The organism is Methanobacterium petrolearium (genome assembly GCF_017873625.1).
GTDB classification, from domain to species: Archaea; Methanobacteriota; Methanobacteria; order Methanobacteriales; family Methanobacteriaceae; genus Methanobacterium; species Methanobacterium petrolearium.
Genome location: NZ_JAGGKL010000016.1, coordinates 1 through 23848 on the forward strand (window position 1 = coordinate 1; position 23848 = coordinate 23848).

Consider the following 23848-nt stretch of genomic DNA (forward strand, 5'->3'; position numbering starts at 1 on the left):
GCAATGGATACGCCCAAAGATACTATGCTACCAGTGGTAGCTCATCCGGAGCAGTAATTGCAAGTAACTAAAACTATATGTGCTACATATGGGATCAAACTAGAAATTCAACAGTTACACGCCAAAAAACTGTTGAACAATTTTTCATTTTTAATTATAAATCATTTTATCCATATTAAATTATTTTTCCTGTTGGATACTTTACTAATGGTTCCTGTTGGATATTTTACTAATAGTCCTATTGGATACTCTACTAATAGGTTAATTATATTGACTAGATGAAAAAAGTTATTTTAAATAAAGGTAAATTATCATTTGATAAGATGGAATAAATCAGTTTAATAAAAAATAAATTCACTCCAATAATAAGAATATCGTTTATATTAAAAAAGGTAATCAATTTAGTTGCGAGAGATGCCTATGAAATTTTCTTACTTGCTTGTATTAATATTGATAATGTTATCAATCAGTGTTTCTGGATGCACAGACATTACAGGAAATAATGGTACAAATAAAAGTAGTACCGGCGGAACTTTTGAAAATATGTGGGTTAAATTTCACTACCCCTCTGAATTGGTTATTCTGGACAATTCCAACAATACCACCTGTAAGATTGAGATATACAATAGTTCCAACACAGTAATAGAAAACATGGTTGGGGAGATATTTTACTACCAGGTTGATAAAATCGATCAAGAATCTTTTACAAAGGCTAAAAGAATTAGCATTGATGATAAATCCGGCATAAAGATTGAAGATGGACTACAGGTATGCTGTTATGTGTATCTTACTTCAGAATATACCGATGTAGAAACCATGATCTTGAACTTTGATGCCCATAATTACAGAGATGCTTATCAAAAAATCGCTGACACCATTGAAGTGAAAAAGATTCCCAGTTGAATTACAAAAAAGTAAAATCAATTAATAAAAAAAATCAGTTTCCAGAATCTTCAGAAACATGGAAACTGTTGAGTATATGGTTTATATCATCTTCAATGTCCTCCAGGGATCCTCCAGTTACAAAGGTAATGGTGTAGATGTAATCATCTTTTTGGAAAATAACCAGACTGACTTCTCCTAATTTTCCCCTTTCAGGACCAGCCATTTCATCAATTAGCATCTCTTTGGTTTCAACACCATCAATGGTCCGGTTAGTTTCATTAACAAGTTTACCTGTATTGATGTAAACATTCTCGTTTTTAATCTGTTTCACTGAGGTTCCGTTAGCTGAGATCTTCCGTATTGTAACTACTGTACGCTTATCAGAATCACCAGTACCATTTTTTTCACCCTGAATCAGCACACCTGCCTGGTGATCCTCAAATGTCCATCCATCAGGATAGTTAAAGGAAATTTCCATTTTATCATCATCTTTACTGGTGTAATGAGTTCCAGAAGTTAACACACTGTAGATCAATCCCAAAAAAATGATGACAACAATTGCCATGATAATAATCATTTTTTTATCCAAATTTAGCACTTAAAAAGCCTCCTGTGACGTATTATAACTATAACATTACATTAATTTCTTTATATTCAATTAAAATTTGTGAAATTTCTAATTTTTCAAAATATTAGATTTTAAATCCATATTTTTCTGCTATTCAATGGTTCAATATGAACAATGGAAAACTTTAATATTATCCATGAAACATAGTAAACCTTAAGAATTCATAGTTAAGTTTTGTATATAAAATTGTATTTAATGTATATTTCTTAGAAAAATACTGGTGATGTAAATTGGATAGAATTGATGATTTGTACTATCAGGGTCATCTTAAAAAAGTAGAACCTTCACCCCTTAAAAGTGCATTATCCCTCAAAGAAGCCAAAATGTGGTTAAAAGAAGCTGAATTAACCTATTCAAATAGGTTTTATCGTTCAACAAGAATTTCTGTCTATTTTGCATTCCTTCATGCAACCCGGGCAGTTTCCCTGAGGGATGGTGTTATTGAAACTGAATCCCATTATTTAATTGATTATCTTAAGAAATACTGTTACGATAAAAGCCTTAAACAGGAATGTCTGGATATGCTAAATTACATTTTTGACATCCACTACCAGGACCAGCATCATTTCCAGAGCACCCGTAATCCACTGGATATACAGCAAACCATCCGGTACTGTCATGTTTTTATAAAAAATATCGAAGTTTGCCTGGAAAAAACAGACAAATTACCCAAATCAGCTATAAAGAATGCCATTCGAGAAAAAGAACTTGATAAACCTGAATTTCTTCATAAAGAATAGTTGTTCCATTGAACTATTATCTCTGTAGATTATTATCTCTGTAAACTGTTATTTTTGTAAACTATTATCATAGTAAACAATTAACTGTAGTAATTATTAGCACTATAAAATTGAAATGTTAACTATTGATGTAAAATGAGTTAACTATTATGTAAAATGAGTTAACTATTGATGTAACAATGAGTTAACTATTGATGTAACAATGAGTTAACTATTGATGTAAAATGAGTTCATATAGTTCAGTCCTCATTTTTCTTGTTTTTCTTTAAATCCAGAACATCGTTGTAGATATCAATCCATATTTTATCAATACCACTGGGTTCCTGGTTCTTATTCAATGCTTCAATCTTCTTTTCAATGACTTCAATGTCACCTTCACGCATTAATTCATCGAATTTTCGTTGAACCCGCTCAATATCTTTTTTAAGATAGTTATCAGACATTAAAAATGGCTCCTAATTTAGTTAATGTTATATTATTAGTTTTTATTGTATAAATTCATTTTCAGGTCAAGATTTTTTTAGACTATGTGAAACTGTTCCTGAACAAGATAGGTATGTGAAAGTTCAACAATCCACCAAAGTTCTATTAAGATATAGCACATGAAATTACATTGGAAAACGCATATGAATATCTAGAATCTGGATTAGTGATTTTTCATTGATTAAGTCTCCTGCAATTTAATTGATAAACCCTGGTTTAATTCAATAAGTTATCCTTTTACTATTGAATATCTTTGTAGATTTTAACTTTAAATCACAGGATGCATGGAGGGCACTTAATCTGAAAGTGAGCATAATAACAGTTACTGATGTAAATGGGTATATTTTTAACTTATGCTGATGGTTAATAATGTTAGGGATGTTTATTTTTAACTTCCAGATGCCCACCACAATCACATTCAAGGGAAAAATCTTCCGGGGATTCTCCATTCTGGAGCTGGTAGTATCCGCCACATTGATCACAAACCAGAAATTTTTGATTCTTTTTAGCTGGTTTAATGGTGTTTTTTGAACTTTTTTTGGAAGATTTATCTAGAAAACCACCCAGATCTTTCATCAAACCTCTACCAGTTTTTTCAACATCCTGCATTATATTCATACCAGTTTCTTTAAGATCTTCCATAGGATCTTCTTCTTTTGCTGCCGAAGTTCTGGTAGTTGAAGTACCCTGGGGCACATCAGTTATTTTGGTACCAGTTTGAATTGTGGATTTAGGAGGTTGGTATTCGTAGACATTAACACCACACTCAGTACAAAAACGGGTTCCTGATTTAACCTCAGCGTTACACTTAGGACAAGTGGTTACTGGTTCGATTTTAGTTCCACACTCAGTACAAAATTTATCCTCTGGTTTTAATTCAACATTACAATTAGGACATTTTATCGGAGATTGATGGACTTCAACTTCTTCAGGTGTCTCTTCTATAGGATTTCCGCACTCTTTACAGAATTTAGAGCCTGTTTGAATCTTGGCATTACAGTTACTGCAAACTTTAGGTTCATCTTCCATTTTATAAAACCCCTTAAAAATTTTCTTACTTAATAAATTTTTGAATTAATGAATTAAAAAAATTATCCATTCTTTTCATGGTTACAGTTAGATGAAGGATTTCTAAATATCTCCCCTTTTCATCCTTTTATTAAATTTACTCTGATTAATTATATATGAGTAAATCTAAAATTTGTATAGGGAAATCTTAAATTCACTATTAAGATTAATGATGAGTTAATAGTCTTTATATCTACTTTATGGTGATGATAACAATTTTTAATAAATTTGATTAATGTCTTCCAATAAAAAAAATTAAAAGGTTGATAATTATGGTGGAAAGGTTAGCATCCAAATCAACAATTCGATTTAAACCACTAATATTCGTAACCATGATTATCATTCTGGTATTGGCGGTTTTTCCTTTGTTATTTTGGAACACTGCAACTTCCTTAACATATATGACAATTTTAATGCCATTATCAAGTTTTTTAACATTATCTTTGTTTGTTTACACTTCATGGTGGTCATATAACCATGATAAAACCATTTTCAGGGCCTGGACATTACTAACCATGGGAATAGGACTGTACTTCGGTGCTGATCTCCTTTATTTCATTTTTGAAAATATAAACAACATAACTGCAATATATACCATAGCTAACACCATTTATCTGTTATCATATCCTCTAATGATCGGAGGAATACTTTCATTCCTTCGGGAACCATATAAAATCAGAATTAAAGCGTTATTAGATGTTTTTATTGTTATGTTAGCTTCATTTTTTATAGTTTGGTTCCTTTTGGTATGGCCAGTTATGAAATCAAGTTATCCAGATTATGTGTCCATAATAATATCTATAACTTATCTATTTTTAGATCTTATACTGCTAACTGCCTATCTTACAGTGTTACTTGATGAAAATCGAAAAATAACAGAAGCACCCCTAATTTTATTATCTCTGGGTATTTTCTTTCAAATTTTTGCAGACATGTTCTATGCCTATCACGCAGTTGAGCCTACCTTAATATACGAATGGTTATTCACTATTTTATTTACTTCAAATGCGATATTTGCATCAGTAGCTGCTGTATCATTTTTAAAAAATGTTGACATAGATTTAAGGTCTTGGATATCCTATTATAAAGAATCAAGATTTAGAAATGAATGGATTTCTTATTTACCATTAGTTCTGGTTCTTTTTACTTACAGTCTTCTGATTATCACCACACCAGATAAGGCATTGATCTGGGGTGTGGGAATCATAGTGGTACTGGTTGTGGTCAGGGAGATTGTATCATTAAATGAGATCAAAAAGGCCCAGATGGTCCTGAAAAGGAACAAAGAGTTAATTGCAAGTAGGGAGGAACAGCTTTCTTTCATAACTACCAACATGCTGGATCTTATCACTGAATCAGATGAAAATGGTGTTTTCAAATATGTAAGCCCTTCATCTAATCAACTCTTGAATATTCCTCCTGAGAATCTGTTAGGAGAATCGTTATATCAATATATCCATCCACAAGATCTTGAAAAAGTAACTGAATCTCTTAAAAGTTCTGCGAAGCTGGGTTCCAGTGTAAGACTACGGTATCGTCATAAAAACTCCCAAGATGGTTATATGTGGATGGAAACTATTGGAAAACCCGTTTATGAGAATAATGAGTTTAAAGGATTTATTTATAGTAACAGGGATATCACAGAACAGAAAAAAGCTGAAAAATTTGTTAAAGATTCATTGAATGAAAAAGAAACTCTTTTAAGAGAAATACATCATCGAGTTAATAACAATCTGCAGATCATCTCCAGTCTGTTAAGTTTACAATCCCGAAATCTGGTGGATGAGAAGGATCGTGAACTTTTCACAGAAAGTCAGAACCGGGTGCGGTCCATGGCCATGATCCATGAAAAACTGTATCAATCAGAGAATTTAAGTTCCATCAAATTCTCGGATTATGTTAAAACTCTTCTGGATACTTTAATCTACGATGCCTCCCCTAATCTATCTAACATCAATATAGACCTGGATGTTGGTGATATTGAACTTAATCTTGAGACCTCGGTCCCGTGTGGTCTTATCATTAATGAACTGGTTTCTAACTCCCTGAAACATGCCTTTCCAAAAGGATCTGAAGGCACTATAACCATTAAAATGCGGGCTGAAAATGATAAGTATGTATTTTTTGTATCAGATGATGGTGTGGGATGTGTTCAACAAGGTGATATGGAAAATAACTCTAAACTTGGTTTAAATTTAGTTAATTCCCTTATAAAACAATTGGATGGCACAATTGAGGTTTTAGAAGGTCAAGGTACTGCATATAAAATAACATTTCATGAGTTGGAATACCCGAAAAGGATATGAAATTAGGGTTTTTCCTCTTTAAGGAAATCCATGAGAATTTTTTTATTGGTCTGGGCATTGATATCATCAGGATCTATTTTAAGTGCTTCTTCAAAGCATTTCAGTGCTTCTTCATGTTTACCAAGATTCCCCAGAGCCGCACCCTTATTGGTCAGGGCAACTGTATTTTTAGGGTCTAATTGAAGGGCTTCCTGGAAACATTCCACAGCATCGTTAAACATTTGAAGTTCGTAATAAACCGTGCCCTTGTTAATCCAGGGATTGAGATTGTCAGGTTCAATTGATATGCCTTTATCAAAGGCTTTCAGTGATTCTTCATGTTGTCCCATGGCCTTTAAAACATTACCTTTATTATTCCATGCCTCTAAAAACTTAGGATCCTCGTCTAAGGCATGTTCATAACGTTTAAGAGCCTCTTCAAACTGGCCGTTGTTAAAAAATAATATTCCTTCATTATTCCATTGACCTGCTTTTTTATTCTGAGAAGACATATTTTTTACCTCTTAATCTGTCAATTAAATCTTTTAATTAAATATAGTAGATTAACTTTAATAGATTCTGATGACGATTTTTTTAAAAATTTGATAAGAAACATTATAATCGGAGTTTGCCTGTGTCTTTAATTGAAATTTGATGAGTAATCTTTAATTTTAATGGAATTAATCAACGTATTCATAGCAGGTTCCACCATTTTTTCATAATAATTTTCAGAGACTTCCTTTGAACTTATGATGTAGGTCTGATTATATTTGGAAAATGTAACCAGTGAATAAACGTATATGGGGCCAGTAAAGAGCGTATCGCTACTACCAGTATTTATATAAACCAATCTAATTCCTTCTTCACCATCAACAGTCACAGGTTCATTTTTTAGTACCTTAAACCGAGGATATTTTGAGGGGTAATTGTTAACGTATCCATTTACCACTTCTTGAGGTGAAACTTCCGTAGAAGTTATGGCAATTATGGTTGTATTATTATGTACAGGTTGGAGGCCGGTCAAGGTGTCTGACTGAGTTGTATCAACCACAGTCCAGTTTTCAGGGATCGTGAATTTGAGCATGCTGTTTTCAAATTCATCCTCAATTAAAGAGTAACCCACAGCAACCACTATGCAGGTTACGATAAGCCCTACAATGATTTTATCGTTTAAATTTATCTTATAACCCCCAAAATAAAACTCCTAACCACGGTCTTTAACCTTTTTCAACATATTTAGAGCAGAATGGTAAGCTTGTTCAGTTATCTTCCCATCATCAAATGATGCTTTCAGTTCAAAAGTGATGTTTTCTACAGTTATCCTATTCCCTTTATTACGCAGATGAGCATAGGCCATGAGCAGTATAGGGTCTTCCTGAGCCAGTTCATAAATAGAAACCGGAGGGTTAATTTCAGGTTCAGTTGTAACATTGGCATATATAATCTGTAAATTAACAGTTTTAGCATCAGGATTATCTGGTTGTAATGCTTTTACAGTCACACCGTTAACATATTTATTAACTGTCTGGCGAAATCTGCTGAAATTCACAGAATACTTCTCATGCCAGTTTAATGGGGTTTTATTCACCACGTGATTCAAACTATCTATTAAATTGTAAAACACATCTCCATTTTTACCATAGACATTATCTGTTTCAGGATAGTAGGGAGTGGTGAATTCACAGACCCATTTTGTCAGATTTTTAGTATCAGTTATAATTATATAAAACTCAGCAACCTCCCTTTTACCCATAGGCATAGTTTTGAATTCTCCAACCACTATTTCACCAGTAATTTCATCACCAGGCGAAAGTTCGGTTAAATATTTCGTTTCATAATCATTCATATCTTTTTTGTCGATTAAACCAAAATCTAACATATTTAAACCCCATTATACTATGGATTCAGTTAATTAAATATCTTTTCAAATCAATAATTATAATTATAAGTTAATTTTCATCTATGTGTATAGCACGGATAAATCATTACTTTAAATATTAAGTCATTCTGGCTGGTTTATGCCTATCACCCATTAAATTTTTTGAGTAATGATAACTTTTGATATAAGCTGGATAACATAAGGATGGGTTGGTATATGGCCAATGTGAAAATTCTCCTGGTAGAAGCTAGAAACATAGATGCCATGAATATTAAGGAAACATTGGAATCCTTTAATTATGAAGTTCCATACGTTGCATCCAGTGGCATTGAAGCTATAAAAGAAGTACTAAAAATCATGCCAGATCTTATTTTAATGGACATTTTTCTTGAAGGGGAAATGAATGGGATCGACATGGCTTTTAAAATTAAAGAGCTAGGCATACCGTTCATATATCTAACAGCACATGCTGAGGCAGCAACGACTGAAAAGGCAATGGAAACAGAACCATATGGCTACATAATAAAACCATTCAACAAAAATAAACTCAAATTCACCATTGAACATGCACTTTTACGGAAAAAAATGGAAGTTGAAACTTCCAAACAGATTTCACTGACCAGGGCTATAAACCGGGTGCTGAAAGAATCATTAGTTAGCAAATCACCTGATGATGTTGCCCGCGTATGTCTGGAAGTATTGGAGAAGTTAACAGATAGTAAGTTAGGTTTTATCGGTGAAGTGAATTCTGCAGGACGTTTTGACATCATTAAGATCAGTGATCCTGGTTGGGCTGCAAGTGCAATACCTAAATCAAAGGCGTTAAAGTTAATTAAGAATATAGAAATTTGTGGCTACTGGACCAGGGCCATTAGGACTGGGAAATCCGTGATAGTGAATGATCCAGCTTCAGATCCTGAACATTTAGGTGAACCTGATGGACACCCCACCATCACCTCTTTCATGGGTGTGCCCTTAAAACAGGATGATGAAATGGTGGGGATGATTGCGTTAGCCAATAAAAAATCTCCATACAATCAGGATGATCTTCATGCAGTTGAAACCATTTCTGTAGCATTTTTAGAAGTTTTACAACATAAAAAAACAGAAATCACCCGCCAAAAAAATGAAAAACTTTTCCGTGCTGTTGCAGAATCTGCAGTTGATGCCATTGTAACCACCACTGTTAACGGAATAATCAAATACTTCAACCACAGCCTAGAAGAGATTTTTGGGTATAGAAAGGAAGAACTTACCGGTAAACCATTAACAACCCTCATGCCAGAAAGATACCAGAATACATATCTTGAGGAATTGGAAAGATTCAAAGAAATAGGAGAACATAGATTAATAGGTAGAACCGTTGTAACCACAGGATTGAAAAAAGATGGAACTGAATTTCCCTTTGAAATGTCACTAGCCTCCTGGAAATCTGGGGAAAAAACTTTTTTCACCTCAATAATCCGTGACTTGACTGAAAAAAAAGAAGCAAAACAAGAACTAAAATGGAGTGAATATCGGCTGAAAATGGCCATGGATATTGCCAATCTGGTTTACTGGGAATATGATAGTAAAAAAGATCTCTTCACATTCAATGACCAGTTCTATGCACTCTATGGTACCACAGCAGATGAACAGGGTGGTTACCAGATGCCAATTCAGGTATATATTGATCGCTTCGTTGCCCCTGAAGAACGTGCTTTAATATCAGCAAAAGTGGGTAACTCCTTCCAAACTAAAGATCTCAGTTATTTCAATTCATTTAAACACTGGATAATACGTTCTGATGGTGAAAGAAGATTCATGATGGTGCGTGCAAGATACATGCGGGATGAAAATGGGGAAAAAATCGCAATTTACGGTGCCAGTCAGGATATAACTGAACAAAAAAGGGCTGAAGAAGCGTTAGCAGAATCTGAAAGGCGCATGGCAGAGATAATTAATTTTCTTCCTGACGCCACCTTTGCCATTGATGATAATGGGAAAGTAATTTCCTGGAACCGGGCAATTGAAGAGATGACTGGTGTTGTGTCTGAGGATATTCTGGGAAAAGGAAACTACGAGTACTCCATTCCCTTTTACAAAACCCGCCGACCACTACTGGTTGATCTGACAAATTCATCCTCTGAAGAGATCAATCAGTTCTACAAAACCACTAGAACCAAAGGGGAAGTGTTAACATCTGAAGCCAGCCTGACTCTTCAAGGTGACAATAAAATTCTTAAAATCAATGCTGTGCCTTTCTACGACAGTAAAGGAGACTATTGCGGTGGTATTGAGTCAATAAGGGATATTACTGAGATGAAAGAATCCCGTAGAAAGATCAATCGGGAACTGGAAATCAACAAATCACTGGCCAACATATACGTACCCCTGGTTTCACCATCATCCACCATTGAAAATGTTGGCAGGGCCATACTAAATGAAGCTCGAAAATTAACTGGATGTAGTTATGGTTTTGCATCGGCTGTGGATTCTACAAGCTATGATCTTATCAGCGAAACCCTGGCAGTGATGATGTCTGATTATCAAGAAGGAGAATTTCCCCAATTGGATGAAAAATATGCAAAAATACTAAAACAGTCACTTGCTGATTGTAACTCCACATTCATCAATTTTCTCAATGATCATCATTCTGATGCGGATATTCCTCCAGGGGATCGTGAATTAGAGAACTTACTCATTGTGCCAGTAGTTCTCGGTGATGAGAGGGTAGGTCAGATCACTTTGATAGATACTCCTGAAGATTACACTGATGACGATTTAAAAGCCATTGAAAGATTAGCTGTTTTTTATGCCCTGGCAATTCAGAATAAACGAGCTGATGAGGAAATCAAACAGTCCCTTGAAGATAATAAGATTTTACTCCGGGAAGTTCACCACCGGGTTAAAAATAACATGCAAATCATCTCCAGCCTACTGAACCTGCAAATTAACTATGAAGATGAACAACAAGCTGTGAATGTGTTAAAAGAAAGTCAGGGAAGGGTTAAAAGTATGTCAATGGTACACGAAAAACTCTACCAGTCACCCAGTTTCACAAAGATAGATTTCAAAAACTATGTGGAACAACTCGTCAAGGATATATTCTACTCCTATGGGATCAACAATGAGGATATTGAAATAGTAATGGATATAGAGAATATAGAAATAGGCATTGACACTGCCATCCCATGTGGTTTGATCATCAACGAACTGGTTACCAACACTGTCAAATATGCATTCCCACAAAACAAAGGTATCCTTTACATCAAACTCAAATCAGTTAAGAATAAGATAAAACTGGTAATCGCTGATAATGGTATAGGAATGTCAGAAGACTTTGACTTCACCAACAGTGATTCACTGGGTTTGCAACTGGTTAACAATTTAGTGACACAAATAGATGGCCAGATCTCACTGGATCAAATTCATGGAACTGCTTTTACCATAACTTTCCAGGAATTAAAATATAAAAAGAGGATTTAACTATTTATCTAGATAAAATGATTAAAAGGATAAAAAAAAGAGAATATCTTAAGGATATAAAAGAGAATATCTTAAGGACATAAAAGAGAATAAATTAAGGAATAAAGAGAGAGTAAATTGAAGCTATAAAACTTGACAAGTATTAATAGGTTCCTTGACATTTTTACCTAATTACCATACATCTGGAAATAAACTGGGTGTAAAGTTGGAATAACTATTTTTAAGATAAAAGATTTATTTATTAAACAGAGTCCTTTAAGGATTGGTTAAACAAAGCCCCGTGAAGACCTAATCCGAACTGTTCGTATGATGTTTATATGGGATTATCAACAATCATCAATGTTCTATGCAACTATCGTAACTGCCAAAGTTTGAATACAACTACTTTAATTGCTGATGTTTGAATACAATAATCGCAAATTTTTTTTAAAATATTGATCCCATAGATCTAAAAAAAATTGAGGTATTTATAATGGTTTATGACATGATATTACCGGCCGTACCATTTATAGGAGGATATCTGGTAACTTACGGCCTTTACAAGTTTAATATAATTAAAAAATCAGTTCATGTGAATATATGGAATATGATTATAGGTCTGGCATTCCTGATATCTGGTGGTGCAGGTTTCATTCTTCTGATACTACTGGAGATTGGTGTTACCCTACCAATAAATCAACCTTTACTTTACTGGCATGTTGAATTAGGGGTGAGCTTGGTATTGGTTACAGTTTTCCACTTCCACGCATATTGGAAGTCTGCCAGAACCATGTTTGTATCTGCAAAAAGGAGGTCTCAAAATAAAACTTAAAGATAAAATAATCACCGCACTTTCAGCCATCCCCTTTATTGCAGGTGCTACTATGAGTGCTAGCTGTGCGGCATGCCCTTATTATGGATTGAGCTGCACTTATCCTGGACAATGCCCACGTTTCATAGATTCAGGTGGTGATGGAATATGTGATCTAGCCCAATCCAGTACTACCACTTCCTCCAGTGACACTCCATCCAGCTATGATAGTACCAGCACTGACTCAGCAAGCGTCAGTGATTCTGGGTCATCAGTTTCCACCCAGGATCAGACCGTTCAGTCGAATAGTGTATCTGCCGACACCTTGAATAATGGTTCAGAGGCAAATGCCAGTGCAGCAGCAGACCATGGAACCGGGGTTGACACCACCACCACCCCTGATGGCACAGATTATCACCTGTTCCCGGTTAGTTTGATATTAATAGGCCTGTATCTATTCACCCATCTTTTGTTCAGTAAAGGTATACTGAGCCAGAAAAAACATCGCAGACTATGGAACCTTCTTTTAACAGCAGGATACGCAGGAACAGGAATCACAGGAATACTGTTAATATTAATCATTAACCTGGGAATTAAAACTGCCCTGAACCCTTCTGTAACTTTCTGGCATGTGGAACTGTCTATACTGATGGTGATGGCAACATTATTCCACATTCACCTGTACTGGAAACCCTTCAAGAACATGTTCACGGTTCTTTTCGGTTTTAAAAGTCGTGGAGGGAAAAATCTTAAAAAACCAGCATCCCTCCTGGCTGCAGTGGCCCTTATTGGTATGGTAGTTGTATCTGGACAGTACTTCAGTTCATCCCTGGATGGAAATGAAGCCGTTGTTCAGGTAAACGGTACCAACAACAGTGCTACCAATGTTACCAATGACTCTGCAATAACAGATTATGAATCTCAAAGTGTTGAGGAAACCACAGATACCGAACAGGTGACTGGAACGTATACTTCTGATCAGGAGGAATCCCAGTCTGTTCAGGATACCAGCACCTCGGGAAGCAAGAATAGAAATGGTAAAAACCGGAACTAAAAAAAATTAAAAAAAAATCTTTTTATATACCCTTTTTTTTATTAAAAAACCCATTATTATTTTTTTTAAAAGGAATGCCCTCTTATTTTATCCTTTCACAAAAATATCTCTAAAAATTTATATAATATGTGAAAAGTAATTTTAATTGTTAATATTACGTAATATCTGTTGTGTAAATTTTTTAGTTATTACCAAAAAGAATGGCAGGGATAAAAATGGCACTTTTTGAAAACATAAAGCAAAAGTTGGGTAGAGGGAAAAATAAAAAAGGTTTCTTGGTGTGTGAAAAGTGTGGAGGCTATTATGAACTGCAACCTGGAGAATCTCCTGAAGATTTTGCAGCCTGTGAATGTGGTGGGGATTTAAACTATACAAAAACATTTAACATTCCTAACCAGGATAGTGAGAATAAAAAATAGATAATCAGCAGTTTGTATATGGAAATGGATGATACTATCCATTCTTAGGACTGTGGGAAAGATATCGCAACATGAACTTCCAGAATCTAACTGGTTTTTTTTTTACTTTCCATTTCCAATCACATATTGTACTGGCGAAGATCAGTTTCAGGTAGATGATTTTAATGGGTTACTTGATCTGTGAGAAATGTGAAGGATATTACCAGCTTCAGGAAGAAGAAGATCCCGATGATTTCAAGTCCTGTGAATGTGGCGGGAAATTGATATTTGTTAGAAATCTCATTGATTATTATGGTGAAACCCTGGATGAATCCCTGATTAAAAAAGATGCTGAAAAGAGATTGGAACCAGATTTAGAACCCGGAACAAGAAAATTACCTGTTCTTAACATGAAGTCTCTATTTTTAGGTGGGGTAGTGTGGGTGGCTTTAGATTCACTTCTTTACAAAGTATCCATTTATAATACTGATGGTATTGCTGTTTTTTCCCTGCTGTTTGCCCAACTTTTTGGCGGTCTGGTGGCAGGTTACCTGTCTGGTAAGGAAATTAAGGCAGGTATCATAAACGGCTTCATTGTTGGAATCTTTTTTACAATTATTTTGATTATATTAAGGTTACCTATCACCAGTTCAAACCCTTCACTTATTTTAATGGCTTTAATTGGATCATCAACCCTGCTTGCGATTATTGGCGGAGTAATTGGTGTTTGCATAAATCAAAAAACTGTGAAAAAAGATGAAAACAGATCTGGTAAAACAGTTGAGTTTACTGAACGTGTTGCTACCAATGAGGATTGGCCTAAGAATTTAGCAGTTTGGCTTGCTGGTTTGGGTGTTTTGTTCTTGTTTTTATATTTCCCCATATTTGGTGGTATTCTCATCCTGTTTTCACTGTTAATTTATGTCTCCAGGAACTTCATGATTATATATGCCTTTGTAGGTGCATATTTAGGTTATACTTTCATTCAGGCGATTTTTGGGGTTATGGGCCTGTTTTATGCCAATATGAGTACCTATGAAACAGAGGCCATGTACAGTTTTGTAGCTTTAACCATATTTAACCTGGTTGTTTCAGGCTACGTGCTTTATAAAACCAGAAAATTGGATAAATAATGTATTTTAAGGGATGTATCCATGATAAAAGGAAAATGGTATTAAATCAGTCTTTTTCTGAGTCATCCTTAACATAATACTCAAGGGTTCCACCACATTCACACTTTAAGAAGTCTTCAGGGGCTTCATCTTCTTTAAGCTCGTAGTAGCCACCACACTTTCTACATATAAAGTAACGCATTTTCCATCACCTAACTTTTGTTAATGATTAACAATTTTTGAAGGAGTTATTTCTTCTTTAAGTTGAAGTCGCCTTTTCGGTGGCAGGCAAATATACCCTTAACTGTGTAGTAGGGTCCATGGTCAGAATCCTCCCGGTTAACATTCCCTGCCCCTACAAACATCACACTTTCAATATCTTCAGGTTTTATCCCAGTTTCTTTCTCCAGTGCAAGTAAGACTGTTTCCTTTATGGATTCTGAGAATTGTATTTCAATATCATCATCAGCCATTCCATCACCTTAAATACCATCACATTTATTATTTAATTGTTTTTAGCAGATTAAATAACTGATGGATAAACAAATGATGTATAAAATTTGAAAATAGTGGTTAGTCAATAAATTTTTTTGATAATGAATTTTTTAAAATCAAGTTTTTTAAATCAACTTTCAAGAATAGAATGTACACTCCCAGTGTTCATATAATAGCAAGCTCACCAGCACTGGTAATTTTAAGGGTTTCTGGATGGATAAGTCCCATTTCACGCAGTTCTCTGATGTGGTTGTAGGTCATTCCCCGGCTTATCCCTATCTTGGTGGCCAGGTTTTTGACGTTGTTTTCACCAGCGTGAAGCTCTTCCAGGATGATTCTTTTGGTTTTGGATATTCCAAAGTTCAGTATGGGCAGGTCAATTATGTTTTTATCTTCTTCAGTGATGTAGACTATTTTTTCAACCATGTCCTGGCGGGAGTAACATCCAAACAGTGCGCCCAGGGCCTGCGGTTTCCTGCCGCCGCTGATGTTTGCAACGATTTTACGACCATGCGCATATTCTTCTTCAATGATCTCAGCGGTGTCACGTGCAACCATCACCACGTTGTAGATACTGGTGGGTCTTGATTCTATTTCCATTACTTTTCCCACGGTTTCCCGCAGCATTCGCTCGGCTTCTTGAATTTTCTCCGGAGCATCTTCTTCCCTTATAAGGATAAGTTTAGTGGGAGAAAACTGAGTAATGCAAGCCATGACAGGTTCTAAAGAATAAATTGTTGATATTAGGGTTTTTTCCATTTTACCACTTTAGGAAAATTTTGTTAAGGTTTTTTATTGATTATTTATTATAATTCTCCTTTAACCTATATATTAGTGTTTTGCTGTTTTACTGCATAATTTCATGATTAAATGTCCTTTTTTCATTCTAACTAAGAGGGTTTTTCATTATATTGTTAGAATTATAACTACTTTGTAAATGTTAAACATTAACATTTATATAGAATAAACATAATATGAATGTTATGTGCCTCTATGGGGAGAGTTAGTATATGAAAATTGGGAATTTAATTTGCCATAGAAAACCTGAAAGAACCTTTAAAATAGGTAACTGGTATTTCCCGGTATGTTCACGTTGCACAGGAATATATTTGGGATCATTTAGCTATTTCTTATTGGTTTGGTGGGTTTTTGTAGAATATAATTGGGTAACCATCCTAATTGCAGTGTTAATGATTATTCCGACCTTTTTAGATGGTTTTACTCAATTGTTGCTTTCACGCGAAAGTCGTAATTCTCTACGGTTTTCCACAGGGATACTGGCAGGGATAGGATTGGGAGTGTTGGTAAAAGCCTTTAAACATAGTCTAATCCCTTAGTTTAGGTGCATTATTAAATGGAGGTGATTAAATTTGACAGATGACGAAATTTCAAAAGGATGGTGGGCTCAACAGTCCAAAGGGACTAAAGCCCTGATAGGTGTGGTTGGTTTGTGTTGTATAGGTTTAATTGTAATTGTAGGACTGGCAGGGGTGATGTCTCCTGATGCCACAACAAGCACGGATAATACACCTGAAACCACATCCACTGGAGTTTCAAACCAGGAAACTTCCAGTTCGGGATCAAGTTACGTCGAAGTATCCTATCCAGATGGCTCATGGGACGGTTCAATAACATTGCAATCAGGGAACAATGAAGAGGAGATAAATTTTGATGGCAGTGGAACAAAAAGATTTGACCTGGCAGACAATTCTGATAAGGACGTATATGTAATGGCCCAGAAACAGGATGAAGGCACTGGTAAACTTTCTGCAGTGGTAGTTCGAGATGGGGAGACTAAATTAACTCAATCAACCACAGAGGGTTATGGAATCGTTAGTGGCTGGGTGTTCTCCTGGGAATGACCATCCACCACTTTTTTTTATTTAATTAAAGAGGATTTTTTCATGCTTAATTCAAGGATATTACTGGTTGAAGATGACGCAATAATCGCCATGGGCCTGGAAAGTAAGCTGAAATCATGGGGTTGTGATGTCTGTAATTGGGTTAGCTCCGGAGAAGAAGCAGTTAATGAAACCTTCCGGTTGAAACCTGATCTTATCCTCATGGATATTGGGGTTAAGGGAGAAATTGACGGGATAGAAGTTGTACATAGGATTAGTAGTTTGAATATTCCTGTAATCTACCTAACTGGCCGGAATGACAAAGAAATGTTGAAAAAAGCTCATAAAACAGTTTTTTATGCTCTGCTTAAGAAGCCAATTAATCATGAGATTTTGAAACATAAAATCAGGTCAGCGCTGGAGGAACAGAGAAAATTGGAGAAAAAGTAATGGGGAGTAGTGGTTTTTGTGGATGATTTATTGGCGAATTATATCTATCATTTAAAATTGGGGGATATGCAGGAATATAATGATATGTCTGTTTTTCCTCTTTACAGTAAGGGGGATGACTCCCTCTACATTACCCTGAAAGAAGCACTGGATACCGATCTATTAACTGTAACTGAGATAGATGGATCCGGTTCGGTACCAGAGTTAAAAGTGGTTAACATGGCTAATGTTCCAGTTTTATTATTGGATGGTGAGGAACTGGTAGGTGCCAAGCAGAACCGGGTGTTGAATACCACTATCCTTCTTAAAGAGAATTCTGAGACTGTGATTCCGGTTAGTTGCACTGAACAGGGTAGATGGAGTTATAATTCACTGGAATTTAAAGAATCAGGGAATGTGGCCGCATACCGGGTGCGCAGAACCAAAGCAACCTCAGTCAATACATCATTAAAGATGAATGGGGAGTTTCGCAGTGATCAAAGAGCCGTCTGGAACAGGATAGATGACATGAGTAGGGATGCAGGTGTGAATTCCAGGACCAGAGCAATGAGCGATGTTTACGAGTCCAGAATAGAGGATCTGGAAAAATATCACCATTTATTCCCTGTTTTTGAGGACCAGAAGGGCATATTAGTGATGTTTAAGGGGGAAGTTATGGGTATGGACATATTATCCAGCAGTATCGCCTATTTCGTACTCCATTGGAAACTGTTGAAAAGTTATGCCATGGAGGCAATCCTTACTGACGAAGATAATGACGACGTTGAGGCAGGTGATGCTAAATTTAATGGATTGGATAATGCCAAGTTATTCCTGGATAATGTACGGTTATCTATGGATGAAAAGCATAAATCCGTGGGTTATGGTTGTGACCATCGTCTGGAAGGCCCTGGTGTGGTGGGTTCATCCTTAACATGTAAGGATCAGGTGATACATGCAGCCTTCTTCAGCACCGAGGATCAAAAAAAGGAGGATATGTCCAGTTACCAAAAGCGCAGAAGTTTCAGGATGTAGTATATAGAAATATCCTAAATATTATTTTTCCCATTCTTTTAAAAATATAGAACCCACTGCCTGGTTAACCCCATCATCCACTGCTTTAAGGTTTTCACCCCCGTTTTTAATGGTAAAGTAAGAGGAAGTAGGGATGTATTCTTATTTTTTTGATTACAGTTTCATAAACCTGAATTATCCATCCTATGGTGATGAGTAATATCTTATTGTAAAGTGCATTGTAAGAACCCCTTTGATTATATGCTATGGGATTTTGTTGGTTAATTACCTGAACTTTGAAAATTACTGAAAACAATACACTAACTAAAGATACCAAAAAAATATTTTGGTATAAATATTTACACAATGGACTTTAAAAAAAATGGATATAAAATTTATAAAGATCTCCACACTAAAAAAAAGGTATAAAATACATCTGAAGGTGGTTAAAATTAGATACAAATTGACCTTAACTTTATTAATTCTGTTTATACTGGCGTTGGCCTGTGTAAATGCTGCAGGAAATTTAACCACTCCCAAGACCAATAGCACATCGGAGGTAATCCCTAATCCTTACACGGATACAGTAACTCCCTGGTACCCTATCCCCTCCCTGGAGACTGGTTCTATCCTGGGATATTATATAAACCCCAGTGTCACCCCTATTTCAGAAATCGATTTCACTGCCTTAAAAAATGCAGGAATTACAGATATATACGTTCTGGTAAGAAATAGCAATTACACATCAGTATTACCTGAAGCCAAAGCAAAGGCAGATAGTGTGGGGATACGCACCCATGCATGGGTATTCCCCGGGTTTAAGTATGCCTCACAGGTTCGAGATATGAAAATAGGTGTTCAGTTAGATGTGGAAACCTACAACATGTCAGAATATATTCCGGAAATTAAGGCCATGCGAGAGGCCACCCAGGGAGTAACCTTCTCGGTCTGCACAAAACCAGATGTGTGGGATGGCAACCAGTATTACAACCAGATAGTCCCCTATTGTGATTACATAGTCCCCATGTTATATTTAGGAGAATATCCACATGAAATTAAGGATTTATCAGACTGGACCATGATGTATAATATCATTTTCCCTGGTAAAATCGTGGCTGGACTGCAAACCTACCAATCTGAGGATGATTATACTCCCTTAAATCAAAGTACAATGTTAACAGAGACCAGAGCAGTGCAATTCAATACACGTGGAGTGATCCTGTTCAGGTACGGGTTATCCAACTATAATGATGTTTAACTCCAGCAATCATCATTTATACTTGATTTCATAATGATGTTATTTCATAAACACCTTATCTCTTACAATAGCATTGAGATCATTCTTCAAAGAGTCCGGTGCCAAAGAAGCAATCAATGCAGTATCCATCTGCACCCATATGGTCAATACAATAACGCCTACCACAAACTATGCATTTATCCAGTCCGGGGTTTCCACAAAAATCGCATTTCTCACACATTAAATTCCTCCTGTTTTTACGGAATTTATGAGGTTATTACAACTAAACTATTAAATATGTTTAGATTAATAAATTATTTTTGGAGTAAACATAGATTTTGTTCTTATATGGCAACTGATACTGTTATGAAAATTTAAACAAAATCAGATTATGGTAGTGGTTATCAATCATTAGGTGTTTGTATGGGTTCCTTAATTTGTGAAAACTGTGGGACAGAAAACCCTGAGGGAGCACGATTCTGCATGGAGTGTGGATTAGCCCTGGAAAAACACACCGAGGCCTGCCCAGTTTGTGGTACAGTGAACCCACCAGATGCAAAGTTTTGTATGAGTTGTGGTCTGAATTTAGAGGAAACTGTGAAAACTTCTTCTGAAACTAGTGAGTGTATACATGAAGAATCTGTGGTTAAAACTCCTGAAACTGAGCACATACCTCCAGATAGTTCTTGCAGTTGGAGGGAACTTTGCCCTGCATGTAAACAGAAACCACTCACCCCCAAAACTTATAATGGAATTCTTAGCCATAAAACTCTCCTGGAATGTGACTACTGTGGGGCGGTGTTTGAACCCCATGGTAGGAAATTCAAATTCAAGGCCATATATGATATCAGCTCTGATGTCTGGAAAAGATATGGTAGGAAAACCTTAACTGAAGAAGAATGGACCAAAATAGCCCATGGTGGAACCTCAGATGAAGAAACACGGGCCCTGGAAGAAAAAACATCCCAGGATGATCTGGCCAACTTTGTTAATGCACTGGATCAGGGCACTGTTAATCTAAGCCCGGTACCCAACCCTCCAATTATTCTGAAGAAGAATGAGGAGGCCTGTGTGGTTTTTGGTGGCATCACTCTTATGGAGCCCCGTGCAGTTAGACAGACACGTGGAGGGTATGGTGGGCCTACCATAAGGGTGGCTAAGGGCGTTTCCTTCCGTTTAGGTAGTGTGGCTGCCAGAAGCGAATCCCATGAAGAGCTTCGGAATATTGATAAGGGAACCCTGGTTTTAACCAACAAGCGATTGATATTCATGGGATCCAAGAGGACCACCAACATAGATCTCAGGAAAATAATATCAGTTACTGCCTACAAGGATGGTATAGCCTCCCAGAGGGAAAACAAACAGAAAACTGAGTACTTCACTGGAACGGATCAACACACTTTAACCTTCACCACCAATGGCAGATCCCATACTGTGCCCTTCACTGGCCTTATAATGAAGGCAGCTGTTGAAGGGAAGATCAGACAGATTTAATTTTAAAGTTTCTATTGATTCTGCAATATTTTTTTTCATCTTTGTGATCAAAGCCAAGAGTTTAAAAAATAATAAGGGATTAAGCTCTTTAAATGGAATGATATTCACTTTAGAGTATCAAAAATCTTTCTATAAAGTATCAAACAATCTTTCTATAATAGATTCAATTAAATCCAGTTTTTTTAACTTACCACTCCACTTTTGAGGTATTCCATTCATTCCATAGTAAGCCCCGGCTAGCTGACCATAAATTGCACCAGTTGTGTCTGCATCTTCACCCAGATTAACTGCCAGTAGGCAGCCTTCGTCAAATGTTTCTGACTTATGAAATGCCCATAGTGCTGCTTCTAATGATTTGACCACAAATCCACGGCCCCGTATCTGGGGTGGTTCTTTATCTTTAAATGAACCGCATGCAACTTCATTAATCTCATTTTGAAGTGGGTTTTCATCCCAGTACTCAGGTAAAGGTGAGTATCGTGGTGATAGTAGTTCCTCTTTGGATTTACCTATGAGTGCCCCGTGGATTAATCCTCCCATGTAACGGCAGGCATCAACAGCCAGGGGATGGTTATGGGTGGTGCGTGAAGATAGTGCTGAATTTTCCATGGCCTTTAATGGGTTGGACATGTAGAAAAGCGGAACCGGTGCCAGACGCATCAGTGAACCATTCCCTGCTGAGCGTTCATGATCCGGTCCGGAGTAAGGTTCACCAGTCTCTTCAAATGCCATCAGGGCCTGAAGTGTGGTGTTACCTATATCAAAGCATCTGCCATTTACTGAGAGGTATCCATCATGGTACCACTGGAGGTATCGTTTCATCTGATCTGTAGGGTCAAAAGTCCTACATTCTATGAGGCTTTCTGCCAGACAAAGTGCCATGGAAGTATCATCAGTCCACATGCCAGGGGACAGATTGAAGGCTCCTCCCCCTATCATATCGTTTACTGGCTCGAAGGTGCCAGGATCTGTGAACTCCAGGGCTACACCCATAGAATCCCCCACTGCCAGACCAAGTATTGCACCATGGAATCTGTCTTGGATTTCTCCTCGAATCTCTTTCAGCCTCAAAAGCAGATCTAAAATAAAACCATTTTCAATCATGTCCCCAAGTAAACCCTCACAGAATCTATCAGCCCGTATGATTGAAGTGAATAACTTTTGCAGGATGGTAACATCTGCTGTAGCAAGCATTTTTCGGTTATCTAGATACTTATTTGCTTCATCAGCCCATTGATGCCAATCAAAACCCTGAATCATGTTCCTGCGGTAAAGATCTCTATTAAAATTATCAACAGTATCCTCATAGCTGGCATAAGGCATCTGTTGTGGTTTATTAATTACCTCATAGAATTCATTGTTTTGATCCTGGAAGTAGGGCAGGTATTCCAGTAAAATATCAATATCTTGGATGCAGGGTATTTTTAGAGTCATAATATCTTAAAAAAAATTAAGTATTTCCATTCCCAGTCTTTTCCAAATACTTCCGAGCCACATCCTTATCAAAATCAGAAATATAATCCTTATCCTGAATTTCACGATATTTTTCAAATTCTTTGGAGGCTATCTCTTTAGCTACTGCTTTGGAAACTTTCCCAGGATCGTTTAGGATGTCATATTCGTTGAATTCTAAGAACTTATCTAATCTAGATATCCAGTCTTCCATGGACATAAGTTTATGTCTTTTTGCCTGGTTTTCTGCGTTGTCTAGATACATATTTACTATACGGTTTAATTCTGAGATTTCTTCTTCTGATAAATAGTTTTTAGCTACATTTATGTCAGATTTTAGGATTTACCTTCAGGTGCATTCTTCCAGGTGGTGAGGCCCATATTCTTTTTAGTGCTATCCACTCTTTCGGATATGATCTCTGCGGCGGTATGATGTGTTATGGCCCAGTGAAGTTTATTTTGGACGGTTGCATAAAAAGTCCTGGTTATCTCAGCATCTTTGTTATAATCAAAGCTGCACTGGGCATAGATATCAGTTATTTTCTGGTAGAATCTACGTTCACTGGCTCGGATCTCTCGGATCTTTTCAATTAATTCATCAAAATAATCTCGACCAAAACGGGTACCGTTTTTTAAAAGTTCATCATCTAAAACGAAACCTTTAGTAATATATTCTTTCAATGTTTCAGTTGCCCATATTCTGAAATTAGTTGCTTTTTTGGAGTTAACCCTGTAGCCAACTGCTATTATTGCATCAAGATTGTAGAAGTTCATTTTTCTTGATATTGTTCTATCTCCTTCATTTTGAACTATTTCCATTTTGGAAATAGTTGAAGTCTCATTCAATTCCCCTTCTGAAAAAATATTTTTAAGATGTTTTGTTATTGCAGGTACGTTAACATCAAAAAGTTCTGCCATTGTTTTTTGTGTGGACCACATAGTGTCATCTTTTAAAATAACTTCGATTGTTGCAGCGCCTTCATCACCTTTATAAAGAATTATAGAGATTTTCTTTTTACTTTGTTTTTTTATTTTTGGTTTGGTATTTTTTTATTTTTTTTATTTTTTGGTTGTTTTTCTGGGTTTTTAACCTTAT

The 23848-nt window shown here is 36.2% G+C and carries 27 protein-coding genes; 14 read left to right on the forward strand and 13 right to left on the reverse strand.

Annotation, left to right across the window (positions count from 1 at the left end):
• The first annotated feature begins 420 nt into the window (after positions 1 to 420).
• Complete coding sequence (locus tag J2743_RS11420; protein WP_209627322.1) at positions 421 to 903, forward strand: hypothetical protein; 483 nt, start codon at positions 421 to 423, stop codon at positions 901 to 903.
• Between the two features lie 34 nt (positions 904 to 937).
• Here J2743_RS11420 and J2743_RS11425 read toward each other — a convergent pair whose 3' ends face one another.
• Positions 938 to 1450, reverse strand: coding sequence for a PsbP-related protein (locus tag J2743_RS11425; protein ID WP_209627324.1), 513 nt, complete (start codon positions 1448 to 1450; stop codon positions 938 to 940).
• A gap of 293 nt (positions 1451 to 1743) precedes the next feature.
• Here J2743_RS11425 and J2743_RS11430 point away from each other — a divergent pair, with 293 nt between their 5' ends.
• Entirely contained in the window at positions 1744 to 2253 is a 510-nt protein-coding gene (locus tag J2743_RS11430; protein WP_209627326.1) for a HEPN domain-containing protein, read from the forward strand.
• 239 nt (positions 2254 to 2492) lie between these two features.
• Here J2743_RS11430 and J2743_RS11435 read toward each other — a convergent pair whose 3' ends face one another.
• Both J2743_RS11435 and J2743_RS11440 read right to left on the reverse strand, forming a co-directional pair.
• A complete protein-coding gene (locus J2743_RS11435) occupies positions 2493 to 2696 on the reverse strand; it encodes a hypothetical protein (protein ID WP_209627328.1) in 204 nt (67 codons plus the stop codon).
• 412 nt (positions 2697 to 3108) lie between these two features.
• Positions 3109 to 3765, reverse strand: coding sequence for a double zinc ribbon domain-containing protein (locus J2743_RS11440; protein ID WP_209627330.1), 657 nt, complete (start codon positions 3763 to 3765; stop codon positions 3109 to 3111).
• A gap of 311 nt (positions 3766 to 4076) precedes the next feature.
• On the opposite strand from J2743_RS11440, the gene J2743_RS11445 reads away from it, so the two are divergent.
• The gene (locus J2743_RS11445) at positions 4077 to 6110 is read left to right on the forward strand and encodes a sensor histidine kinase (RefSeq protein ID WP_209627332.1); all 2034 of its coding nucleotides are present in this window, start codon (positions 4077 to 4079) and stop codon (positions 6108 to 6110) included.
• 2 nt (positions 6111 to 6112) lie between these two features.
• Here the strand turns inward: J2743_RS11445 and J2743_RS11450 are convergent, their stop codons facing one another.
• From J2743_RS11450 to J2743_RS11460, 3 genes are all read right to left on the reverse strand, one after another.
• Positions 6113 to 6601 carry a tetratricopeptide repeat protein gene (locus J2743_RS11450; protein WP_209627334.1) on the reverse strand — a complete coding sequence of 163 codons (489 nt, stop codon included), beginning with the start codon at positions 6599 to 6601 and terminating at the stop codon, positions 6113 to 6115.
• Between the two features lie 128 nt (positions 6602 to 6729).
• On the reverse strand, positions 6730 to 7212 hold the full coding sequence (locus J2743_RS11455) for a PsbP-related protein (RefSeq protein WP_209627336.1): 483 nt from the start codon (positions 7210 to 7212) through the stop codon (positions 6730 to 6732).
• Positions 7213 to 7293: 81 nt separating this feature from the next.
• Positions 7294 to 7968, reverse strand: a complete 675-nt coding sequence (locus J2743_RS11460) for a hypothetical protein (protein WP_209627338.1) — start codon at positions 7966 to 7968, stop codon at positions 7294 to 7296.
• A 216-nt stretch (positions 7969 to 8184) separates the two neighbouring features.
• On the opposite strand from J2743_RS11460, the gene J2743_RS11465 reads away from it, so the two are divergent.
• From J2743_RS11465 to J2743_RS11485, 5 genes are all read left to right on the forward strand, one after another.
• Entirely contained in the window at positions 8185 to 11436 is a 3252-nt protein-coding gene (locus J2743_RS11465; protein ID WP_209627340.1) for a PAS domain S-box protein, read from the forward strand.
• A gap of 472 nt (positions 11437 to 11908) precedes the next feature.
• Positions 11909 to 12247, forward strand: coding sequence for a hypothetical protein (locus J2743_RS11470; protein WP_209627342.1), 339 nt, complete (start codon positions 11909 to 11911; stop codon positions 12245 to 12247).
• On the forward strand, positions 12210 to 13280 hold the full coding sequence (locus J2743_RS11475; protein WP_209627344.1) for a hypothetical protein: 1071 nt from the start codon (positions 12210 to 12212) through the stop codon (positions 13278 to 13280). Before J2743_RS11470 ends, J2743_RS11475 begins: the two co-directional genes overlap by 38 nt.
• A gap of 215 nt (positions 13281 to 13495) precedes the next feature.
• Positions 13496 to 13699 (forward strand): hypothetical protein, encoded by a 204-nt coding sequence (locus J2743_RS11480; RefSeq protein WP_245248310.1) that lies wholly within the window; start codon positions 13496 to 13498, stop codon positions 13697 to 13699.
• Positions 13700 to 13863: 164 nt separating this feature from the next.
• The gene (locus tag J2743_RS11485) at positions 13864 to 14811 is read left to right on the forward strand and encodes a DUF5518 domain-containing protein (RefSeq protein WP_209627346.1); all 948 of its coding nucleotides are present in this window, start codon (positions 13864 to 13866) and stop codon (positions 14809 to 14811) included.
• A gap of 46 nt (positions 14812 to 14857) precedes the next feature.
• On the opposite strand, the gene J2743_RS12200 is transcribed toward J2743_RS11485, so the two are convergent.
• From J2743_RS12200 to csa3, 3 genes are all read right to left on the reverse strand, one after another.
• Positions 14858 to 14992 (reverse strand): hypothetical protein, encoded by a 135-nt coding sequence (locus J2743_RS12200; RefSeq protein WP_280904825.1) that lies wholly within the window; start codon positions 14990 to 14992, stop codon positions 14858 to 14860.
• A 46-nt stretch (positions 14993 to 15038) separates the two neighbouring features.
• Entirely contained in the window at positions 15039 to 15263 is a 225-nt protein-coding gene (locus J2743_RS11490; RefSeq protein WP_209627348.1) for a hypothetical protein, read from the reverse strand.
• 187 nt (positions 15264 to 15450) lie between these two features.
• Entirely contained in the window at positions 15451 to 16044 is a 594-nt protein-coding gene (csa3, locus tag J2743_RS11495) for a CRISPR-associated CARF protein Csa3 (RefSeq protein WP_209627350.1), read from the reverse strand.
• Positions 16045 to 16295: 251 nt separating this feature from the next.
• Here csa3 and J2743_RS11500 point away from each other — a divergent pair, with 251 nt between their 5' ends.
• The 5 genes from J2743_RS11500 to J2743_RS11520 all read left to right on the forward strand — a co-directional run bounded on the left by J2743_RS11500 (position 16296) and on the right by J2743_RS11520 (position 19827).
• Positions 16296 to 16622 carry a DUF2085 domain-containing protein gene (locus J2743_RS11500; RefSeq protein WP_209627352.1) on the forward strand — a complete coding sequence of 109 codons (327 nt, stop codon included), beginning with the start codon at positions 16296 to 16298 and terminating at the stop codon, positions 16620 to 16622.
• 33 nt (positions 16623 to 16655) lie between these two features.
• Positions 16656 to 17147 carry a hypothetical protein gene (locus J2743_RS11505; protein WP_209627354.1) on the forward strand — a complete coding sequence of 164 codons (492 nt, stop codon included), beginning with the start codon at positions 16656 to 16658 and terminating at the stop codon, positions 17145 to 17147.
• A gap of 42 nt (positions 17148 to 17189) precedes the next feature.
• Positions 17190 to 17576: a response regulator gene (locus tag J2743_RS11510; RefSeq protein WP_209627357.1), complete on the forward strand. Its 387-nt coding sequence runs from the start codon at positions 17190 to 17192 to the stop codon at positions 17574 to 17576.
• A gap of 18 nt (positions 17577 to 17594) precedes the next feature.
• A complete protein-coding gene (locus J2743_RS11515) occupies positions 17595 to 18590 on the forward strand; it encodes an ARPP-1 family domain-containing protein (protein ID WP_342451650.1) in 996 nt (331 codons plus the stop codon).
• Between the two features lie 361 nt (positions 18591 to 18951).
• Complete coding sequence (locus J2743_RS11520) at positions 18952 to 19827, forward strand: hypothetical protein (protein WP_209627361.1); 876 nt, start codon at positions 18952 to 18954, stop codon at positions 19825 to 19827.
• A gap of 79 nt (positions 19828 to 19906) precedes the next feature.
• Here J2743_RS11520 and J2743_RS11525 read toward each other — a convergent pair whose 3' ends face one another.
• Complete coding sequence (locus J2743_RS11525) at positions 19907 to 20047, reverse strand: hypothetical protein (protein ID WP_209627363.1); 141 nt, start codon at positions 20045 to 20047, stop codon at positions 19907 to 19909.
• Between the two features lie 182 nt (positions 20048 to 20229).
• Between J2743_RS11525 and J2743_RS11530 the strand changes: the two genes are divergently transcribed.
• Positions 20230 to 21300, forward strand: a complete 1071-nt coding sequence (locus tag J2743_RS11530) for a zinc-ribbon domain-containing protein (protein WP_209627365.1) — start codon at positions 20230 to 20232, stop codon at positions 21298 to 21300.
• Between the two features lie 129 nt (positions 21301 to 21429).
• On the opposite strand, the gene J2743_RS11535 is transcribed toward J2743_RS11530, so the two are convergent.
• From J2743_RS11535 to rhuM (J2743_RS12210), 3 genes are read right to left on the reverse strand one after another with little or no spacing between them, the layout of a single operon-like run.
• Positions 21430 to 22734 carry an ADP-ribosylglycohydrolase family protein gene (locus tag J2743_RS11535; RefSeq protein WP_245248312.1) on the reverse strand — a complete coding sequence of 435 codons (1305 nt, stop codon included), beginning with the start codon at positions 22732 to 22734 and terminating at the stop codon, positions 21430 to 21432.
• 16 nt (positions 22735 to 22750) lie between these two features.
• The gene (gene rhuM / locus J2743_RS12205; RefSeq protein WP_342451651.1) at positions 22751 to 23095 is read right to left on the reverse strand and encodes a RhuM family protein; all 345 of its coding nucleotides are present in this window, start codon (positions 23093 to 23095) and stop codon (positions 22751 to 22753) included.
• Positions 23089 to 23691, reverse strand: a complete 603-nt coding sequence (gene rhuM / locus J2743_RS12210; protein WP_280904829.1) for a RhuM family protein — start codon at positions 23689 to 23691, stop codon at positions 23089 to 23091. The genes rhuM (J2743_RS12205) and rhuM (J2743_RS12210) overlap by 7 nt, the downstream gene beginning before the upstream one ends.
• Between the last annotated feature and the right edge of the window lie 157 nt (positions 23692 to 23848).